Below are 19,994 nucleotides of genomic sequence, written 5' to 3' on the forward strand. Positions count from 1 at the left end.
GTGGCACGAGGATCAGCCGGCGAGTCGGTGCTGCACCGGCACTTGCGCGTGCTCGAGACGTTCGACGCGTGGCATCCGTTCCTCACGCTCAGTGAGATCGCCGACGGCGCCGGCATCCCGCGCTCCAGCGCCCACCGGCTGATCGCCGAACTGGAGCAGGAGGGCCTGCTCGAGCGCCTGCCCGACCGGACCTATCGCCTGGGCGTGCGGCTGTGGGAGTTCGCCAGCCGCACGCCCGGCGCCCTCGGCCTGCGCGAGATCGCACGGCCGTGGCTCGGCGCGGTGCACGAGCGGGTGCGTCAGCATGCGCAGCTCGGCGTGCTCAGCGGGCGGGACGTGCTGTTCATCGACCGGATGTCGACGCGCGACGCCGTCATCAACGCGACGCTGATCGGCGGCCGGATCCCGCTGCACGCGTCCTCGAGCGGACTCGTGCTGCTCGCGTACGCCGACGCGTCGGTGGTCGCCGACGTCGTCGCCCACGGTCTGCGGGTGTACACCGAGAACACCATCCGCACCGCGGCCGAGCTGCGCCAGCGCCTGCGCCAGGTGCGCAGCGACGGGCACGCGGTGGCCGACGGCTTCATCCACCTCGAGTCGAGGGGAATCGCGGTGCCGGTCAACGGCCCCGGCGGCACGGTGTACGCAGCGATCGGCGTGGTCATCCCCAACGACGGCTCGTCCGCGCATCCGTACGTCGAGCTGCTGCGTCGCGCAGCCGCCGGCATCTCGCGCGACCTCGCCGCCGCCTACCGGCCCGATGTCGACGAGCGCACCCACGGCATCCGCTCCGTGGTGAGCGGATCGCGGCGATCGCTCGAGTACTTCGAGAGCCTCGAGACGGACCCGCACGACGCCGGCGTCCTGCCAGACGAACTCGTCGAGCCCGTGAGCGAGCTTCGATGACCGCCGCATCGATCACGAGGATCGCCGTGCTCGGGCTCGGGGAAGCGGGCCGACGCTACGCGAGCGGTCTCGCCGTCGCCGGCGCCGAGGTCCGCGGCTTCGACCCGGCCCACGAGCTCGGTGCGCCCGAGGTCGCACAGTTCGCCGACCTCGGTGAGGCCCTCGAGGGGGCTGATGTCACGCTCAGCCTGGTGAGCGGCCGGGTTGCGGCATCCGTCGCCCGCGACGCCCTGCCGCACCTGCGACGGGGCGCCGTCTACGCCGACCTCAACACCGGTTCGCCCGAGGTCAAGCAGCGGATCGCCCGGCTGGCCGCCGACCGCGACGTGCTGATGGCCGATGCCGCCGTGCTCGCGCCGGTCGTGCGCGCGGGACACCGCACGCCGATGCTCGCGAGCGGCCCGGGTGCGCGGGCACTGGCCGACCGGCTCGCGCCCTTCGAGGTGCCGATCGAGGTGCTGGACGGGGATGCCGGGGAGGCGGCGAGGCTGCGGCTGCTGCGGAGCGTCTTCATGAAGGGGCTCGGGGCCCTCGTGATCGAGTCGCTGGACGGAGCGCGCGCGGCCGGCTCGGAGGACTGGATGCGCGAGCAGATCGCGCGCGAGCTCGGGCCCGACGGCGACGCGCTCGTTCGCCGGCTCGTCGACGGCACGCATCGCCACGCGTCGCGCCGCGCGCACGAGGTGCGCGACGCGCTCGCGATGCTCGAGTCGACGGGGAGCTCGGCCGACATGACCCGCGCGACCCTCGCGTGGCTCGAACGCCTCGCGGCAGACGACGACGCACGCTGAGCGCGCCGTGACACGGCGATGCCCGCCCGCGGAAGCGGACGGGCATCGTGGCGTCGAGCGCGGGCTCAGAAGTCCGGGCCGCGTCCGTCCGGTGCGACGTACATCGTCGCGAGTGCGCTGAGGCTGCCCGGTGCGGCGGGGTCGTAGGCGAAGATCGACGACGTGTCGGGCTGCAGCCGGTCCTCAGCGGGGCCGTACGTCATGTCGCCGTTGAGGCCGAGGTAGCTGACCTTGTCGAGCTCGACCATCGCGTTCATGATGCCGGGCCCCGACAGGTCACCCAGTTCGACGGCCTTCTCGAGGATCGTCGACGCGGTGATGGCCTGCATGAAGCCGTACACGTTCTGCATCGTCGGCGTCGTGCCCAGCTGCTCCGTGAGCAGCTCGATGCCCTCGATCGAGGTGTCATCCAGGTTGCCGGCGAGTCCCGTGATGAGGAAGTTCTCGGCGAGGTAGCCGGCGATGTCGGTGTCCTTGAACGACTGGGCGATCGCGAAGAACTCGGCCAGCCACACCGGCGCGTAATCGAGCTGCGTCGCGGCGGCGACGAGGTTGGGCACGTTGTTCGTGGCGCCGCCGAAGACGACGACCTCGCACTGGGCGTTCTTGAGCGTCTGCACCTGCGCGGTGAACGCGGTGTCGGTGGGCGCGAACTCGGTCTTGGGTCCGAGCGTGAACCCGAGCTCCTCGCTCGCGTACTCCAGCGCGATCTGGCGCGCCTCGCCGGACTGGTCGGCCTGGATCATCGAGCACACCGTCGAGTCCGTCGTGATCTGCCCCTCTTCGAAGAGGTAAGACAACGTGTTCCACGTGTTCGACTGGTACGAGGTGAACGTCATGCCGAGGTTGGGCTGCTTCGTGAACCGCGAGCTCTGCGTCGAGGGCAGCGCCACGGCGTCGTCCTGCTCGAGGATCGGCAGCAGCGCCTCGGTCGAGGCGTCTCCGAGCACGCCCGACAGCATGACGACCTGATCCTTGATGCGCTGATACTCCTGGACGGCCAGCTGCGGGTTGTACTGGTTGTCGGCGGTGATCACCTCGACCGGGTACTCCCCCGCGATGCCGCCCTCGGCGTTGACGATGTCGTAGTACGCCTGCTGGCCGGCGACCTGTTCGTTGGACGAGGGCGCCAGCGGGCCGCTCAGCGCGGTCATCTGCCCGACATGGATCACCCCGTCGGACATGTCGAAGCCGGGGACCGTGGTCAGCTCCTGGGCTTCTTCGGGGGCATCGCCGGTGGGGGCGGTCTGGACGGCGCACGACGTCAGCAGCAACGCTGCTGCGGCCATGCTGAGGACGCCGAGAGTGCGGATTCTCACGAGCTGGGTCCTTCCTTCTGTGTGGTGGATTCCCCTGGTGCGGGGTCGGATGCCGCGGCCCGCGCGGCGGGCGCGCGCGGGGCGCGTGCGGGTCGGTGGAAGAACGAGATCAGTCCGCCGCGGCGGAACAGCAGGAAGACGACGATGAGGATGCCGTAGACGATCAGGCCGAAGCCCGACACGCTCACCCCGCTCTGCTCCCCCGGCTTCGCGATGAACGGGAGGTAGTCCGACAGCCAGATCGCCATCACCGGCACGAGGCCGATGAACAGGGCTCCGAGAACCGGTCCCCAGATGCTGGCGAGCCCGCCGATGACGATGATCGCGACGTACTGGATGGACAGGTCCAGGCCGAAGTTCTCGGGACGGATGTACTGCAGCTGCACGCCGAGGAGCCCGCCGGCCAGGCCCCCGAGCACCGACGAGACGATGAAGGCGTTCATCATCGACGGCAGCCGCCGCACGCCCAGCACCTCGGCGGCGAGGTCATGGTCGCGGATGGCCTGCATGGCCCTGCCCGAGCGCGAGCGCACGATGTTCGCCGTCGCCAGCAGCACGAGGGCGAGGATCACCCAGCACAGGATGAACATGCCCTGCTCGCGAGTGAGCAGGAACGGTCCGATCTGCAGCGAGGTGAAATCCAGCGGTCCGATCGCGACGGGCGCCGTCACCACGGTGCCGTTGAGGCCGCCGGTGAGCGCCGGCAGGTTGCGGGCGGCGTAGATCCCGATGTACACGAGCCCCAGCGACACGATCGCGAGATAGGGACCGCGCAGTCGCAGCGCGAACGGCGCGACGAGCGCACCGAGCGCCCCGGCGAAGAGAGCGGCCAGCGGCAGCCACAGCAGGAACGGCAGACCGAGCTGGCCGCCGAGCACCTGCCCGCTGAACGCCCCGGCGCCCACGAAGAACGCGTGCCCGAGCGAGATCTGGCCCGCGTAGCCGGTCAGCAGATTGAGGCCGGTCGCCGCGATCGCGGCGATGGCAGCTGTGGTCAGCACGGTCAGCACGTAGCTGTCGCCGATGTTGAGAGGCACGGCGAAGATCGCGACGACGAAGACGATCGCGAGGATCTTGGCGGTCAGCGTGCCGAACAGCCTGGGGGCGCGTGCCCGTGTGCTGCGGCCGAGCACGGCGTCGGCCGAGCCCGGGTCGGCGGAGTTCGCTTCTGCGTGGGGAGCGGCGGTGGTCATGCGCGTCTGATCTCCTTGCGTCCGAAGAGGCCGGCGGGCCGGATGAGCAGGATCACGAGCATCACGAGGTAGGGCACCACGTCGGCGAAGCCCGACCCCCAGCTCTCGGGCACGAGCGACACCGCGAACTGCTGCACGACGCCGATGATGAGGCCGCCGACGACGGCGCCCAGCGGCGATTCGAGCCCGCCCAGGATGATGACCGGCAGAGCCAGGAACGCGTAGACCTCGAGGCCGGGCCTGACGCCGCCGCCCACCGTCGTCGAGAGCACGACGCCGCCGAAGGCTCCGAGGGCCCCGGCGATGCCCCACGAGATGCCGAAGACGAACCGCGTGCTCACCCCCTGCGCCATGGCGGCCTCGCTGTCGATGGCGGTGGCACGCAGGCTCAGCCCGATGCGCGTGAACCGGAAGAACAGGAAGAACGCCAGCAGCAGGACGGCGGTGATGGGGATCAGCGTCGCGTCCCGGGCTGTGATGCCGATGCCGGCGACGCGGATCACCTCGAGCGCCCACGGGTCGTCGAGGTTGAGGGAGTCGCCCGGCCAGATCGCGGTGACGATCGGGGCCACCGCGATCGTGATGCCGAAGGTCACCAGCAGCGCCGCGAAGTGGTCGGTGACGCGGTGCACGACGAGGGCCTCGAGAAGCACCGCGAAGACCGCGACCGCCGCCATCGCGATGACGACCCCGACCCAGAACGGGAGCCCGGCCTGGTGGATCAGCGCGTAGGCGAGGTAGGCGCCGAGGATCACGAAACTGCCCTGCGCGAGATTCAGGATGCCGGAGGCCCGCGCCACGACGACGAAGCCCAGGGCCAGCACGGCGTAGAGGCATCCGAGCGCGATACCCGAGACCAGTGTCTGCAGGAAGTCGGTCATCGGCGGGCCCCCTTCTTCGCGAGGCGCTTCGGGATCTTCAGCGCGATGGTCCCCGTCACGGTGGGGTCGTCGACCTCTTCGGACTCGTCACCGAGGTAGGCCGCGATGACGCGCGGGTCCGAGATCGCCGCGCGCGGCGATTCGATCGTGATGGTCGTGCCGAAGTCGAGCACGAGTGATCGGTCACCGAGGCGCGTCACGAGGCCCATGTCGTGCTCGATCATCACGATGGTCAGATCGAGCTCACGCTTGGCCACCAGGATCCACTCGGCGAGCTCATCGGTCTCTTCGTCGTTCATGCCTGCGGCCGGCTCGTCGAGCAGGAGCAGTCGCGGCTCGACGGCGAGCGCTCGCGCGAGCTCGATGCGCTTCTTGATCCCGTAGGGCAGGTCGCGGATCGGCCGGCTGAGGTAGTCGCCGAGGCCCATCAGATCGATGAGCGGCTCGCACGCCTGCCGAGCGATCGTCTCTTCGCGGCGGGCCCGGCCCCACCACACCGCCCCGCTCAGCACTCCGGAGCGCATCAGGCGCTGACGGCCCAGCACGACGTTGTCCATGACATCCATGTGCTCGAACAGCGCGAGGTTCTGGAAGGTCCGGGCGATGCCGAGGTCGGCCAGCGCCGTGCGCTTCGCCTCGAGCAGCGAGCGCCCGTCGAACGACACGGTGCCCGAGGTGGGGCGGTAGATGCGGCTGATCACGTTCAGCAGCGACGTCTTGCCGGCCCCGTTGGGACCGATGACGGTGAAGAACTCGCCCTCGGCGACATCGAAGCTGATGCCGCGGAGGATGTGGAGTCCGCCGATCGACAGCTCGAGATCGCGCACCTCCAGCAGCGGCGGAGGGGCGGGTGCCGGAGCGCTCATGCGACCTCCTCCGATCCGAGTCCCAGCAGCAGTCGCTGCAGCCCCTCGTCGGAGCGCAGGTTGGCCGCGGTGTCCTCGTGGATGATGCGGCCGTGCTCGAGGACGTAGCCGCGGTCGGCGACGGCCAGCGCCATCGTCGCGTTCTGCTCGATGAGCAGGACGCTGGTGCCGGCTTCCTGGATCGCGCGGATGGCGTCGCCGACGAAGGTGACCAGTTTGGGCGAGAGTCCGAGCGTCGGCTCGTCCAGCACCAGCAGCCGCGGCGACGACATCAGCGCACGAGCCACCGCGAGCATCTGCTGCTCGCCTCCCGACAGCAGTCCTGCCGCTTGATCACGACGCTCCGCCAGGCGCGGGAACAGCTCGAACATCTGCTCGCGATTCGCGCGCAGCTCGGCCCCGCGCACCGTGACGCCGCCCATGTCGAGGTTCTCGCTGACGGACATGCCGCCGAAGATGCGCCGTCCCTCGAGGGTCTGCGCGACGCCGTGCCGCACGATCGCCCGCGGGGAGCGGTGCGCCAGATCCTCGCCGAAGCTGCGGATCGAGCCTGCCGCGATCGACCCGCCCTGCGCCGGCAGCAGCCCGGTGATCGCGCGCGCGAGCGTCGACTTGCCGGCGCCGTTCAGCCCCATCAGGGTGACGACCTCGCCGTCTCCCACCCGGAGGTTCACGTCGCGCAGGGCCGTGATCGAGCGGCCGTACCGCACGCTCAGGCCGGCGACATCCAGCGCGTCCTGGGTCGTGGTGCTGTCGTCCTTGCCCACTGTCATCGCTTGCTCCCGACGGCGATCTCGTCGAGGTCGTGGCCCACGACGAGGCGGCCCGCGAACCCCTTGCCCGCCTGACGCCAGCGCGAATCCGCGTTGTCGCCGGGCGCGAGGTGGTTGAGGACGAGGGTGCCGGCACCGGCGGCGGTCGCGACGCCGCCGACGTCCTCGATCGTGGTGTGCGATTCGATGAGGTGACGCAGCGTCGCCTCGGCGGCCGGCGTGCGTGGCTCGGGAAAGCGCGCTTCGGCCCATTGCCGGTCGATCACCTCGTGCACCAGCACGTCGGTGCCCTGTGCGAGTTCGATGAGGTTCTCGGACGGCGCGGTGTCGCCCGAGAACGTGATGGATCCCTCGTCGGTGTCGAAGCGGAAGGCGAACGACGGGAAGACCGGCGAGTGCTCCACGAGCGTGGCGGTGACCCGCACCCGCGAGTCCTCGTGCACGGGGATGGGGCTGATGCGCGGCATCGGCGCATGATCCACCGGTCCGGCGGCGCCGGCCGGCAGCGCGATGTCGTGCGGTGCGAACGCGGCACCGGGGTCGACGCCGCCGCTGCCGCGGAGCCGCTCGTTGAGATCCGCCGCGAACCCTTCGATGATCCGAGCGGTCATGGCCACCGTGCCCGCGGTCGGCGCGTCGGGCGCGATCACTGGTGGCTCCGGCCGATCCCCGAGCACAGGCGGCAGCCCGCCGCGATCGCCGGGGCCGTAGACGGGCACCGGTCGCGACGGGTCATTGACGCCGTTCCACATGCCGTTGATGACGAGCGAGGCGTACTCGGCCAGGTGGTCGGAGTGCACATGGGTCAGGAAGACGCCGGCGAGCCCGGTGAGCGGCCGTGCGCTCGGCGCCGTGGAGGTGCTGAGCTGAGCCTGCGCGACGCGCCCGAGCGCGCCGTGACCGAGATCGACCAGATAGAAGGCGTCCCCGACCACGACGGCCGACGAGACACCGGCGCGGTCCCCGTAGAGCGTCGGACCGCCGGCCGTGCCGAGAAGCACCAGCGTGGTGCCGGCGCCGCGGGGCCGCTTCATCGGAGATGCCGCGAGTGCGGGTGCAGCTGCTGCGCCGGTCGTCGCGACGGCTGCGAAGCCCGCCAGTGTCGACACCCCTGCGGCCTGAATGAGATTGCGGCGCGAGAAGGTGAATCCACGAACGTCGTCTTGCATGGGGTTCCTCTCATCATTGAGATGGCTGACATCATTATCAGGCAACCTGAAAAGCAAATCAAGAGATCCCGCCGGATCGACCCGCAGGATTCCACTCAGCGGACGAAGGCGCTGTGCCCCGTCAGGGCGCGGCCGACGATCAGGGTGTTGACCTCACGTGTGCCTTCGAAGGTGTACATCGCCTCCGCATCCGCGAAGAAGCGCACCACGTCGTGATCCAGCAGCACGCCGTTGCCGCCGACGATCTCGCGCGCGAGCGCCACGGACTCGCGCAGCCGGTCGGCCGCGACGAGCTTGATCAGGCTCGGCGAGACGTCATCGTCGATGGGATGCGTGGTCGTGCGCACCGCGAGCGCGAGCGTCTGCGCGATGTTGGCGACGATGCGCACGAGCTTGTCCTGGATGAGCTGGAATCCTGCGATCGGGCGCCCGAACTGCTCGCGCCGCTGCGCGTACTCGACCGCCGCGGCGTACGCCCCCAGCTGCATGCCCGCCGCACTCCACGCGATGTCGGCGCGCAGCGAGCGGAAGGCCCGGTTGATGTCGCGGAAGCTCTCGATCCGCGGCAGCCGGCGCTCCTCGGGAACGACGACGCCGTCCAGCCGGATGTCGGCGTTGTGCACCATGCGCGCCGCGCCCTTGTGCGGGATGACCGAGCGCTCGACGCCGGGCGTGCCGGAGGGGACGACGAACGCGAGCACGCGATCCCCGCCCTCCTCCCGCGCCACGACGACGATGTTGTCCGAGATCGTGGCGTTGCCGATCCAGCGCTTGGCGCCGTCGATCACCCACCCGTCCTCGGTGCGTCGTGCCGTGGTCGACATGCCGCCGGCGACATCGGATCCGTGGTCGGGCTCGCTCAGGGCGAAGCATCCCGTGAACGAGAAATCCAGGATGCTGGGATCCCAGGCCGCGATCTGCTCCGGGCTCCCGCCCGCGTGGATCAGCGTGCGGAACATGCCCACCTGGCCGCCGTACGTGATCGACATCGCGAGGTCGAGCCGGCACAGCTCGAGTGTCACGAACCCGCGGTACAGCGGACGCAGGCGGCCGTTCGCGCCGAGCAGCTCGGGATCGTCGAGCAGATGCAGGTCGGCCAGGGGCCGGCGGAAGTCGGCGAGCGACTCGCCGCTCTCCCAGCGCTCGACCAGCACCGGCCGCACGTTCTCGTCGAGGTAGGCGCGCAGTCGTGCGAGCTTCGCCCGCTCGGCCGGCGCGAGGTCGTCGGCGAACCCCAGCAGATCGCCCGGATACTCCAGCGCGGGGCTCGTCATGCCGGCGCCGCCCCGTCGAGACCCAGCAGCCGGACGGCGTTCTCCTTCAGCACGAGCCGCTCGACCTCTTCGGGCAGCTCGAGACCCGCGAAGTCGCGCAGCCACCGATCCGGCGTGAGCGCCGGGAAGTCCGAGCCGAAGAGCATCTTGCGCTTGAGATAGGTGCGGGTCGCGCGCACGAGGGCGGGACTGAAGTACTTCGGCGACCAGCCCGAGAGATCGATCCAGACGTTTGCCTTGTGCGTGGCGATCGAGATCGCCTCGTCCTGCCACGGCACGCTCGGGTGCGCCATGATGATCGACAGTCCCGGATGCCGCGCCGCGACGTCGTCCAGCAGCATGGGGTTCGACAGGCTCAGGCGAAGGCCGAGTCCTCCGGGCACCCCGGCACCGACACCGGTCTGGCCGGTGTGGACGACGATGGGCAGCCCGAGCTCCTCGATGGCGCCGAACAGCGGGATGAAGCGCTCCTCGGAGGGATCGAACCCCTGCACGGTGGGATGGAACTTGAATCCGCGGACTCCCAGCTCGGAGGCCTGCCGGCGCAGCTCGTCGATCGCGGCCTCGCCCTGCAGCGGGTCGACCGAGCCGAACGCGATGAGCGTGTCGGCGTTGCGGGCGGCGCCGGCGGCGATGTCGTCGATGCTGTTTGGGGCGTGCCCGGAGTTGGTGGTGGCATCCACCGTGAAGACCACCGCCATCATGTCGCGCTCGCGGTAGTACTGCGCCGTCTCGTCAACGGTGCGCACCGGCTCGGAGCTGCCGAAGTAGCGGTCCATCGCCTCGCGCTGCTCGGGCGACGCGCCGAAGCGGCCGCTGTCGTCGACCTGGATGTGGACGTGCGTGTCGATCGCGCGAATGCGCTCGAGGCCGGTCATGCGGATCCCTTCTGTGCGGTGTCCTTGAGGGCGGTGTCCTTGATAGCGCGGTCCTGATGGGCGCGGTCCTGATGGGCGCGGTCCTGATGGGCGCGGTCGCCCACGACCTCGGCGCGCAGGCTGCCGACGTCGACCTTTCCGGTGGGCGTGCGGTCCATCGACGCGCGGAACAGGATGTGCCGCGGGCGCTTGTAGCCGGCCAGCAGGGTGTCCACGTGGGCGAGGAGCTCATCGGCCGAGACGTCGTCGGCGCGTTCGACGACGGCGGTGACGATCTCGCCGAACCGCGGGTCCGGTGCACCCAGCACCACGACGTCCGCGACGGCGGGATGCGTGAGCAGCGCCTCCTCGACCTCGAGGGGGTATACCTTCTCGCCGCCGGTGTTGATGACGCCGCTGCCGCGACCGAGGAACTCGATGTGCAGGTCGTCCTCGACCCGCACCCAGTCGCCCGGCACGACGTGGCGGACGCCGTCGATCACGGGAAAGGTCTCGGCCGTCTTCTCGGGATCACCGTGGTAGCCCAGCGGCAGGGCGCCGCGCTGGGCGAGCACTCCGAGCGACCCGGGCCGGTTCTGCACCTCGTTGCGATGCTCGTCGAGCACGACAGCGGTCGGGAACAGCCGCGGACGCCCAGGGAGGTCGTCCACGCCGGTCGTGGTCGTCACGGCGAAACCGCCGCCCTCGGTGGAGGCGAGCAGATCGAAGATCGACAGGTCGCCGAGGGCGTGGAGCCGGCGCTTCGATTCAGGGCTGAAGCGCATGCCCGAGCTCATCACCGACGTCACGGTCGGCAGGCCGACCCCGAGCCGCTCGGCAGCTTCGACCAGCGGGATCGTGACAGCATCCCCCGCGACGATCACCCGCGTCGCGGCGGCCTGGTTCGCGAAGCGCAGCGCGGCCTCGGCATCCAGCCGTGCCGAAGACGTGACCAGCACGGTGCCGCCGAGGGTGAGCGTGTTCATCGACGTGGTCAGCGCGGTGCCGTGCATGAACGGCGCCAGCGGCAGGTTGACGATGTGCGGTGTCGCCGGATCGCTCGCGACGGCCACTGCCTCATCGAGCGTCTGCGGCCACGGCAGATCGCTGAGCGAATAGGTGGCGAACATCTGCACCTCGAACATGTCCTGCTCGTCCCAGCGCACCGCCTTGGGTCGTCCGGTCGTGCCGCCGGTGTAGATCCACAGCTCGGTGCCGTCGGGCGTGGCCTCGGGGAGCGGGTCCTCGCCGGCGACGGCTTCGGTCCATGGGATGCCGGGGGGTGGCGGCGTCGCATCGTCGACGATGGCCACCAGGGTGACATCCGCCGCGGCCCGTTCGACGGCCTCCGCCGCGACGCCCGAGAGCGAGGTCGGATGGATGAGGACCTTCGCCTGCGAGTCGTCGAGCAGCGCGGTGACCTCCGCCGCCCGGAACCGGAAGTTCAGCGGCACCGGCGTGATGCCTGCGGCCAGGCAGGCGAAGAACGTGATGAGGAACTCGGGGCGGTTGTAGAGCAGGATCGCCACCCGGTCGCCCGGCACGACCCCGCGTGCGGCGAGCGTGCCGGCCAGCGCGCCGGCTTCGCGGGCGAAGCGGGCGTAGGTCCAGGTCTCGCCGTCGATCGTGCGGATCGCGGTGCGGTCGGGCAGAGCGCGCGCGACCGCCTGCCACAGGTCGGCGTAATGTCCGCGCATGCTCAGCCCTTCGAAGGACCCGAGTGCTGCGCCTGAGCCGCGAGCTGCCCGTGCCAGGCCTCGTCGATCTGCTCCGGGCTCCAGCCCCCGTCCTGATCGAGCGTACGCAGCACCGCCGGGTGCGCGTACAGCGTCAGCCGGTCGCCGCCGATGCCGATGGCCTGTCCGGTCACGTCGGCCGCGGCATCCGACGCCAGCCACACGATCAGCGAGGCGACGTCCTCGGGGGTTCCGAGCGCGTGATCGCGCCGGTACTCGACCGGGATCGGGGCACCCCCGACGTAGTCCTCGTACACCTGGGCGTAGGCGGGGATGGTCGCCGTCATCGGCGACAGCGCGGTCGGGACCACGGTGTTGGCGGTGATGCCGGCGCGCGCGAGCTCGAGCGACCACGTGCGGGCCATCGCGACCAGGCCTGCCTTCGCGGTGGCGTAGTTGGTCTGGCCGAAGCTGCCGAACTGACCCGCGGGCGACCCGATCAGGATGATCCGCCCGCCTTCGCCCTGCTCACGGAGATAGGTGGCCGCAGCCCGGCCGCACGTGAACGATCCGCGTAGGTGCGTCGCGATGACGGCGTCGAAGTCGTCGTCGCCCATCTTCCACAGCACACGGTCGCGCAGCACGCCGGCGTTCGCGACCAGGATGTCGAGCCGGCCGAACTCGTCCACCGCCGCAGCGACGAGCGCGTCCGCCGTCTCGGTGGGTCCGACCGGTCCGACCGACGCGACGGCACGGCCGCCGGCGGAGCGGATGTCGGCCACGGTCTGCGCCGCGGTCTCGGCGTCGACGTCGTTCACGACGACGGCAGCCCCTGCACCGGCGAGAGCGAGCGCGTACGCGCGGCCCAGGCTGCGGCCGGCCCCCGTGACGATCGCGACCTTCCCGTCGAGCCTCACTTCGGCCTCGGGTAGCGGGGCGCTCACTTGTAGTACCTCAGGACGAGCTCGGCCACGCAGGCCGGCTTCTCGACGCCCTCGATCTCGAAGGTCACCGGCACCTCGACCTGCCAGCCGCCCCCGATGTCGGTGACCGACTTGATGTGGCCGTGCACGCGCACGCGCGCGCCGACGGGGACCGGCGCAGGGAAGCGCACCCGGTTCATGCCGTAGTTGATGCCCATGCCGACGCCCGTGACCTTGAAGATCTCGCGCATATGCGGCACCACGAGGCTGAGGGTGAGCAGCCCGTGCGCGATGCGTGTGCCGAACGGCGTGGATGCCGCGAAGTCGGCGTCGAGATGAATGGGGTTGTCGTCGCCCGAGACCTTGGCGTACAGGTTCACCTCGTCCTGCGTGATCTCTCGCCAGCTGGAAGGACCGAAGGTCGCCCCCTCGAGATCGGGCAACTCGTCGATCGTCACGGAGACAGCCGTAGCGGTCATGACACTCCTCTTTCGCATCCTCGCGTCGCGCAGCGCGCGCAGCCCTCGTCGGCTTGATTCTCAGGTTACCTGAAACAGCACGCCGGCGCACCCGTTCCTTTCCACCACATGGAAGCCGGCGGCGGCCGCCTAGGATGAGGCCGTGACCGCAGAGCGTACAGATCGTTCACGCGACCGCGTGCAGAGCATCGAACGGGGCATCGCCGTGCTCCGCGTCTTCGACGGCCGCCCCCCGCAGCTGTCGGCCGGCGAAGTGGCGGCGCGGGCGGGCCTTCCGCGCCCGGTCGTGCGCCGCATCCTCCTCACGTTCGAGCACCTCGGCTATGTGCGCGGCGACCGGGGCGTGTGGGGGCTGACACCGCGCATCCTCGAACTCGGCGCTGCCTACTTCGCGGACTCGTCGCTGCCGGTGATCGCCCGGCCCGCGATGGAGGACGTCGTGCAGCAGCTGCGCGAGACCTGCAGCCTCGGGGTGCTGAGCGGCGTCGACGTGATCCACGTCGCCCGAGTCGAAGACCACCGGCCGCTGCCCGGCTCGGTCCGCGTGGGTGAGAGCCTGCCGGCCTCCGCGACGGCCATCGGCAAGGTGCTCCTCGCCGCGCTCGACGACGCCGCCCTCGACGCAGCGCTGCCGCTCATCGACTGGGAGCCGCACACCCCGCACACGATCTCCGACGCCGCGTCGTTCCGCGACCGGATCCGGCTCGTGCGCGAGCGCGGCTACGACATCTCGATCGAAGAGCTCAATCCGGGCATGGTCGCGGCCGCAGTGCCGATCCTCGTGAGCGGCACCGCGGTCGGGGCGGTCGGCGTCTCGTCCACGACCGTGCGCCAGGACGAGGCATCCCTCGCCCGCGACGCGGTGCCGCTGCTGCGCACCGCCGCCCAGCGCATCGCGCAGGGCTACCTCGGCGCGAACCCGCACCTGCACCGGACCGCGGTCGCGGGCGCCGTCGGCTGATCCCTCAGAACCGGATGCCGCCGCGGATGTTGCGTCCTTCGACCATGTCGCGGTAGCCCTCGTTGATCTCGTCGAGCGTGTACATACGCGTGATGAGCTCGTCGAGTTTGAGCTGGCCGGCGTCGTACATCTGGATCTGGCGCGGAACGTCGGCGCGCGGGTTGGCGTGCCCGTAGATCGTGCCCTGGATGCGCTTCTGATAGCGGGTGAGCTCGAGCGGACTGATCGGGATGCTCGTCTCGCTGTCGGGCGCGATGCCCGTCACGACCACGACGCCGCCCTTGCGGATCGCCGACACCGCTTGGGCGACATGCGCACCCTCCACGACGCTGACCGAGACGATCGCGCGATCGGCGCCCTGCCCGTTCGTGACCGACCGCGCGTAGTCGGCGGCCTCGTCCATCGTGGCGAATGCGTGCGTCGCCCCGAGCTGGAGCGCCTTCTCGAGCTTGAACTCGACGGGGTCCACGGCGATGACCGACACCGCGCCGGCGTGGTGGGCGCCCTGCACGGCGTTGATGCCGATGCCGCCGATGCCCATCACGATCACGACGTCGCCGGGCCGGGTCTCAGCCGCGTAGACCGCGCTCCCCCACCCCGTGCCGACACCGCAGCCCAGCAGCCACATCTTCTCGAGGTCGGAGCCTTCGGGCAGCTTGATCGCCGAGTCCACCGACACCAGCGTGTACTGCGAGAACGAGCCGACCTGGCACATCTGCCCGATCGGGGTGCCGTCCGGCAACGCGAAGCGGTAGCTGTCCTCGTCGTCGAAGCGGTGACCCGCGAGGAGGTAGCGGCCGCGATCGCACAGGTTCGTCATGCCCGTGGTGCACCAGCGGCACTTGCCGCAGCTGGGGATCCAGGTGAACACGACGGCGTCGCCGACCTCCCAGCCGGGGGTGTCGGGCCCGACGGATTCGACGATGCCGGTGCCCTCGTGCCCGCACACCATGGGCAGATGACCGGCCACGCTGTCGCCGGTCATCATGTGGTAGTCGGAGTGGCACATGCCCGCCGCGACCATGCGCACGCGGATCTCGTTCTGCCGCGGATCGCCGACCTCGACGTCGGCGATCTCGAACTCCCCAGGAGCCTGACGGACGATGGCGGCGCGGGACGTGATGGGCATGATCCTCCTTCGGAGCAGTGCGGGTGAGCGTCGTCGCTCATTATCAGGTTACCTGTAATTGACATGCCACGTCGAGGGCGATCCCGACCGGAGGCGGACTCAGCGGAAGATCGAGGTGCTCTCGCGGTAGTTCTCGATCGCCTCAGGTCCGAACTCGCGGCCGAGGCCCGAGTCCTTCACGCCGCCGAAGGGTGAACCGAGATCGGGCCGGTAGCCGTTCAGGCCGATCGATCCCGTCCGGACGCGCCGCGCGACTGCGAGCGCGGCGTCCTCGTCGGCGCTGAAGACCGCACCGCCCAGGCCGTAGCGCGTCGCGTTGGCGATACGGATCGCGTCGTCGACATCGGCGTACGGGTGCACCGTGATCGCCGGCCCGAAGATCTCCTGCTGCGCGATCATGCTGTCGGGGGCGGCATCGGTGATGATGCGCGGGGCGAAGAAGTGTCCCACGTCGTTCGGGGCGGCGGTGTCGCCGGCGAGCACGGTCGCACCGTCGGCCTGCGCCTGCTCGACCATGCCCGACACGCGTGCGAGCGCGCGTGCCGAGACCAGCGGACCCACCTCGGTGGCGGCATCCTGCGGGTCTCCCATCCGCAGGTCGCGCGCGAGGTCGACCAGCGCGTCCACGATCTGGCCGTAGCGGGATGCCGGAGCCAGCACCCGTGAGAGCGAGACGCAGTTCTGCCCGGTGTTGGCGAACGAGGCGACCCGCAGGCCGGCGATCACCTGCTCGAGGTCGGCGTCGTCGAGGATGATCGCGGCCGACTTGCCGCCGAGTTCGAGCGTGGCGGGGATCAGCCGCTCCCCCGCCGTCGCGGCGATGTGCCGGCCGGCGGCGGTCGAACCCGTGAACGCGACCTTGTCGACGCCGGGGTGCGCCACCAGCGCACGGCCGGTCTCGGCGCCGCCCGAGACGACGTTGATGACCCCGGGCGGGAGTCCGATCGTCTGCGCGGCGACCGCGAGGTTGAAGATGTCGAGGGGCGACTCGGCGGCCGGCTTGATCACGACGGTGCATCCGGCGGCCAGCGCGGGTCCCAGCTTGAGCGTCGTCGAGGACTGAGGGTGGTTCCACGGCACGATGAGCGCGGCGACGCCGAGCGGCTGCCGCAGGTGCAGCGACGACCCGTCCCGGTCGACGTTCGGGCGCACCTGCTCGCCCTCGAGCCCGCGCGCCAGGCGCGCGTAGTAGCGCAGGTGCTGCACGGGCCGCATGCCGTTCATGAAGCGTGCGACCGAGATCGGCTGCCCGATCTCGTCGGTGACGAAAGCGGCGGTCTCGGCGGCACGCGCCTCGAGCTCGTCGGAGAGGCGGTCGATCCAGTCCCCGCGCTCGGCCGGAGACAGACGCGGCCAGGGACCGCGATCGAACGCCGCGCGGGCGGCGAGCACCGCCCGATCGACATCCTCCGCGGTGCCGTCGGGCGCATGGCCGATGAGCGATCGATCGAAGGGATTCTCGACGGCGATCAGCTGGGAGCCGGTCGACTCCGAGAACTCTCCGGCGGCGAAAAGGCGTTCCTGAACCTGCGTTGCTTCGGGCACGGCGTCAGGCTAACACCGCCCCTCCGACCTTGTCACGCATTGCGACCACGCGACCGCAATGCGTACACTCGAAGACAGCGGTCTCCTCCGCGCACGTTCGCCGACGACGATGAGGATGCGATGACGCACCTGCGCAGCAACATGTCCGACACCTCCGCGCTGGGAATCGCCCGGCGGGCTCAGTGGAAGGCGCTCGGCATCGGCGCCGACGAGCTGACCAAGCCCAAGATCGCGATCGTGAACACGTCGTCCGATCTGGCGGCCTGCTATGCGCACCTCGACGACATCGTGCCCGTGCTCAAGGAGGAGCTGCGCGCGCTCGGCGCACTGCCGTTCGAGATCCGCACCACGGCGCCGTCCGACTTCGTCACGAGCGTGGGGCGCGCGGGCCGCTATATCCTGCCCAGTCGCGACCTGATCGTGAACGACATCGAGGCCGTCGTCGAGGGCGCGCGGCTGGACGCCATGATCTGCCTCAGCTCGTGCGACAAGACCACGCCTGGGCACCTCATGGCGGCGGCACGGCTGAACATCCCGACCGTCGTGATCGCGTGCGGCTACCAGCACAGCGGACTGGCCGAAGGCCGCGAGGCCGACGTCGAGGAGGTGTTCCTGCTCGCTGCGCAGGCCGCCGTCACGGGTGAGGCCAGGGACGACCTCGCCGAGCTCGCCGACGACGCGATCCTCGGCCCCGGCGTCTGCGCCGGGCTGGCCACCGCGAACTCGATGCACATCGCAGCCGAGGCGCTCGGCATGGCAGTACCCGGATCCACGCCGGTGCGGGCGAACAGCGAGCGCATGTGGGATGCCGTGCGCCGGTCGGCCGCGGCGCTCATGTCGGCCATCGAGAACGGCATCCGCCCCCGCGACATCATCACCGCCGGCTCGGTGCGGAACGCTGCCCGCGTGATGCTCGCGATCGGCGGGTCGATGAACACGATCAAGCACCTGCAGGCGGTCGCCGTCGAGGCCGGCGTCGACATCGACGTGTGGGAGACCTACCGCGAGCTCGGCCGGCAGACGCCGCTGCTGTGCTCGGTGCGCCCGAACGGGCCGCGACTCGTCGAGGAGTTCGAGGATGCCGGCGGCGGTGCGACGATCATCCGGGAGCTGCTGCCTCTGCTCGACGGGGACCAGCTGACGATCACGGGACGCACCCTCGCCGAGAACGCCGCCGGCGCCCGCCCCGCCGACGGCGAGATCATCCGCACGGTCGCCGACCCGTTCGGCACCGATCCTGCCATCACCGTGCTGCGGGGCACGCTCGCCCCCGGCGGCGCCGTCGCCAAACGGCCTGTTCCCGACACCGGGCGCAAGCGCTTCACCGGGCCGGCCCGCGTGTTCGCGAACCGCGAGGAGGCCATCGCCGCCATCTCGAACGGACGCCTGCGCCCGGGCGACGTCGCGGTGATCCGGGGCATCGGCGTCTCCGGCGGTCCGGGGATGGGGCTGACGTCGGCGTTCATCTTCGCGCTGCACGCCAAGGGCCTCGCACAGAGCGTCGCGCTGGTCACGGACGGCCAGTTCAGCGGCCTCGTCAACCAGGGCGTCACGATCGGCGAGGTCTCCCCCGAGGCCGCGGCCGATGGACCGCTCGGTCGCCTGCGCGACGACGACGTGATCGACATCGATCTGGGTGCGGGCACCGTGGATCTGCTCGTGAGTCCCGAGGAACTGGCGGCGCGCGCGCCGTTCGCACCGCCCGCCGACCTCGATACCGGCGGCGGCTATCTCGACCAGTACCGCGAGCTGGTGCAGCCCCTCGCGTGCGGGGCCGTGCTGTGCCCCCGGCCCAGCAGCGCGTGTCATCCCGGCACGGGCGAGGCATCCCTCACGTCGACAGCAGCCACCGCAGGAGGAACCCGATGAGCGACCCCACCGTCCACCTTCCCGCCCGTGACGTTCCGGTCCTCGGCGAGTACGACGTCGTCGTCATCGGGGGCGGCCCCGCCGGGATCATGGCGGCCACGGCCGCCTCGCGCTCGGGGCGCTCGACGCTGCTCATCGAGCGGTACGGCTTCCTCGGCGGCGCCGGCACGATGGGCGGCCTCAGCACGTTCTGCGGCCTGCACGCCCGCGTCTACGGCGAGGACGTGCGGGTGATCCGCGGCTACACCGACGAACTGCTCGACCGGCTCGAGAAGCTCGACGGACTGAACGCGCCGCACCTGTCGGTCGACAATCGCATCATGGCGCAGGCGTTCGACATCTCGGCCTACAAGATCGCGGCCGACGACCTGGTGCTCGCCGGCGGCGCCGACCTGCTCTTCCACGCGAGCGTGCAGGGCGTCGTCATGGACGACGCGCGCCTCGCCGGCGTCGTCGTCGAGTCGAAGTCGGGCGCGGGCGTCGTGCGGGGGCGCTTCTTCATCGACGCGTCCGGGGACGGGGATGTCGCTGCCTGGGCCGGCGCACCGTTCGAGCGGTCACCGCACCTGCTCTATCCGTCCCTGATGTTCCGCATCAACGGCGTCGACTTCGTCGAGGCCGGCGAGGCCTGGAAGACCATCCGGCGCCTGATGGAAGACGCCGAGGCCGCGGGCACCCACCGCTTCCCCCGCAAGAAGCCGATCGTGCGGCCGCAGCGCAACCCGCTCGAGTGGCGCTCGAACCTCACGCAGCTCTCGAACGACGACGGCTCGGCGATCGACGGCACCGACGTGCGTCAGCTGACCCTCGGCGAGATCCAAGGGCGGCGCCAGGTGCGCGAGACGTTCGACTTCATCCGGCAGGTGACGCCCGGGTTCCAGGACTCGTACGTCGTCGACATCGCGCCGCAGATCGGCATCCGCGAGACCCGGCGCATCGTCGGCCCGTACCAGCTCACCGAGGACGATGTTCTCGGCTGCGCCGACTTCGACGACACCATCGGCGTCAACGGCTGGCCCGTCGAGGCGCACGTGCAGGGCGACGTCGAGTTCCGCTTCGCGCCGGCAGACTCCCGCGGCTACAACCAGCTCCCCTTCCGGATGCTGCAGCCCCAGGGTGTCGACAACCTGCTGGTCGCGGGCCGCTGCGCGTCGATGACGCAGCTCGGCCAGTCCTCCGGCCGGGTCACCGGTCCCTGCTTCGTCATGGGCCAGGCCGCCGGCACCGCGGCCGATCTCGCACTGGCCGGGAACGGGGCATCCGCGGCCGTCGACGTCGCCGAGCTGCAGCGACGGCTCGAGCGCGACGGCGCCTATCTCGGCAGCAGCCTGCCGGTGCAGGCGGCCGAGCCCGTCGAGATCACGCGCTGAGATCACGCGCTGA

General features: G+C 70.6%; 18 protein-coding genes. 5 read left to right on the forward strand and 13 right to left on the reverse strand.

All coding sequences use genetic code 11. The annotated features are described in order from the left end of the window. Positions 1 to 906, forward strand: a complete 906-nt coding sequence (locus HF576_RS11990) for an IclR family transcriptional regulator domain-containing protein (RefSeq protein WP_168913073.1) — start codon at positions 1 to 3, stop codon at positions 904 to 906. After that, positions 903 to 1,697 (forward strand): DUF1932 domain-containing protein, encoded by a 795-nt coding sequence (locus tag HF576_RS11995; protein ID WP_168913074.1) that lies wholly within the window; start codon positions 903 to 905, stop codon positions 1,695 to 1,697. The genes HF576_RS11990 and HF576_RS11995 overlap by 4 nt, the downstream gene beginning before the upstream one ends. A gap of 65 nt (positions 1,698 to 1,762) precedes the next feature. On the opposite strand, the gene HF576_RS12000 is transcribed toward HF576_RS11995, so the two are convergent. The 11 genes from HF576_RS12000 to HF576_RS12050 all read right to left on the reverse strand — a co-directional run bounded on the left by HF576_RS12000 (position 1,763) and on the right by HF576_RS12050 (position 13,107). Continuing rightward, the gene (locus HF576_RS12000; RefSeq protein WP_168913075.1) at positions 1,763 to 3,016 is read right to left on the reverse strand and encodes an ABC transporter substrate-binding protein; all 1,254 of its coding nucleotides are present in this window, start codon (positions 3,014 to 3,016) and stop codon (positions 1,763 to 1,765) included. After that, on the reverse strand, positions 3,013 to 4,209 hold the full coding sequence (locus tag HF576_RS12005; RefSeq protein ID WP_168913076.1) for a branched-chain amino acid ABC transporter permease: 1,197 nt from the start codon (positions 4,207 to 4,209) through the stop codon (positions 3,013 to 3,015). Before HF576_RS12005 ends, HF576_RS12000 begins: the two co-directional genes overlap by 4 nt. Further along, positions 4,206 to 5,090 carry a branched-chain amino acid ABC transporter permease gene (locus tag HF576_RS12010; RefSeq protein ID WP_168913077.1) on the reverse strand — a complete coding sequence of 295 codons (885 nt, stop codon included), beginning with the start codon at positions 5,088 to 5,090 and terminating at the stop codon, positions 4,206 to 4,208. The genes HF576_RS12005 and HF576_RS12010 overlap by 4 nt, the downstream gene beginning before the upstream one ends. Continuing rightward, entirely contained in the window at positions 5,087 to 5,956 is an 870-nt protein-coding gene (locus HF576_RS12015) for an ABC transporter ATP-binding protein (protein ID WP_168913078.1), read from the reverse strand. Before HF576_RS12015 ends, HF576_RS12010 begins: the two co-directional genes overlap by 4 nt. Next, a complete protein-coding gene (locus HF576_RS12020) occupies positions 5,953 to 6,729 on the reverse strand; it encodes an ABC transporter ATP-binding protein (RefSeq protein WP_168913079.1) in 777 nt (258 codons plus the stop codon). The genes HF576_RS12015 and HF576_RS12020 overlap by 4 nt, the downstream gene beginning before the upstream one ends. Next, complete coding sequence (locus tag HF576_RS12025) at positions 6,726 to 7,898, reverse strand: MBL fold metallo-hydrolase (RefSeq protein WP_205835222.1); 1,173 nt, start codon at positions 7,896 to 7,898, stop codon at positions 6,726 to 6,728. Before HF576_RS12025 ends, HF576_RS12020 begins: the two co-directional genes overlap by 4 nt. Before the next feature lie 95 nt (positions 7,899 to 7,993). After that, a complete protein-coding gene (locus HF576_RS12030) occupies positions 7,994 to 9,172 on the reverse strand; it encodes an acyl-CoA dehydrogenase family protein (protein ID WP_168913080.1) in 1,179 nt (392 codons plus the stop codon). Continuing rightward, on the reverse strand, positions 9,169 to 10,050 hold the full coding sequence (locus HF576_RS12035) for an amidohydrolase family protein (protein WP_168913081.1): 882 nt from the start codon (positions 10,048 to 10,050) through the stop codon (positions 9,169 to 9,171). Before HF576_RS12035 ends, HF576_RS12030 begins: the two co-directional genes overlap by 4 nt. Then, positions 10,047 to 11,726 carry an AMP-binding protein gene (locus HF576_RS12040; RefSeq protein ID WP_168913082.1) on the reverse strand — a complete coding sequence of 560 codons (1,680 nt, stop codon included), beginning with the start codon at positions 11,724 to 11,726 and terminating at the stop codon, positions 10,047 to 10,049. Before HF576_RS12040 ends, HF576_RS12035 begins: the two co-directional genes overlap by 4 nt. Positions 11,727 to 11,728: 2 nt before the next feature. Further along, positions 11,729 to 12,649 carry an SDR family NAD(P)-dependent oxidoreductase gene (locus tag HF576_RS12045; protein WP_425522995.1) on the reverse strand — a complete coding sequence of 307 codons (921 nt, stop codon included), beginning with the start codon at positions 12,647 to 12,649 and terminating at the stop codon, positions 11,729 to 11,731. Next, positions 12,646 to 13,107, reverse strand: coding sequence for a MaoC family dehydratase (locus HF576_RS12050; protein ID WP_168913083.1), 462 nt, complete (start codon positions 13,105 to 13,107; stop codon positions 12,646 to 12,648). The genes HF576_RS12045 and HF576_RS12050 overlap by 4 nt, the downstream gene beginning before the upstream one ends. 142 nt (positions 13,108 to 13,249) lie before the next feature. Here HF576_RS12050 and HF576_RS12055 point away from each other — a divergent pair, with 142 nt between their 5' ends. After that, complete coding sequence (locus HF576_RS12055) at positions 13,250 to 14,068, forward strand: IclR family transcriptional regulator domain-containing protein (protein WP_168913084.1); 819 nt, start codon at positions 13,250 to 13,252, stop codon at positions 14,066 to 14,068. Positions 14,069 to 14,072: 4 nt separating this feature from the next. Here HF576_RS12055 and HF576_RS12060 read toward each other — a convergent pair whose 3' ends face one another. Further along, positions 14,073 to 15,197: an NDMA-dependent alcohol dehydrogenase gene (locus tag HF576_RS12060; protein WP_205835223.1), complete on the reverse strand. Its 1,125-nt coding sequence runs from the start codon at positions 15,195 to 15,197 to the stop codon at positions 14,073 to 14,075. Between the two features lie 99 nt (positions 15,198 to 15,296). Beyond that, positions 15,297 to 16,742, reverse strand: a complete 1,446-nt coding sequence (locus tag HF576_RS12065; protein WP_168913085.1) for an aldehyde dehydrogenase family protein — start codon at positions 16,740 to 16,742, stop codon at positions 15,297 to 15,299. 120 nt (positions 16,743 to 16,862) lie between these two features. Between HF576_RS12065 and HF576_RS12070 the strand changes: the two genes are divergently transcribed. Together HF576_RS12070 and HF576_RS12075 are read left to right on the forward strand one after the other, a co-directional pair. Continuing rightward, positions 16,863 to 18,611, forward strand: a complete 1,749-nt coding sequence (locus tag HF576_RS12070) for a dihydroxy-acid dehydratase (protein ID WP_168913086.1) — start codon at positions 16,863 to 16,865, stop codon at positions 18,609 to 18,611. Then, the gene (locus tag HF576_RS12075) at positions 18,608 to 19,981 is read left to right on the forward strand and encodes an FAD-dependent oxidoreductase (protein WP_168913087.1); all 1,374 of its coding nucleotides are present in this window, start codon (positions 18,608 to 18,610) and stop codon (positions 19,979 to 19,981) included. Before HF576_RS12070 ends, HF576_RS12075 begins: the two co-directional genes overlap by 4 nt. Positions 19,982 to 19,994: the final 13 nt, after the last annotated feature.

Source organism: Microbacterium salsuginis, assembly GCF_012524205.1.
In the GTDB taxonomy this organism is placed as follows: domain Bacteria; phylum Actinomycetota; class Actinomycetes; order Actinomycetales; family Microbacteriaceae; genus Microbacterium; species Microbacterium salsuginis.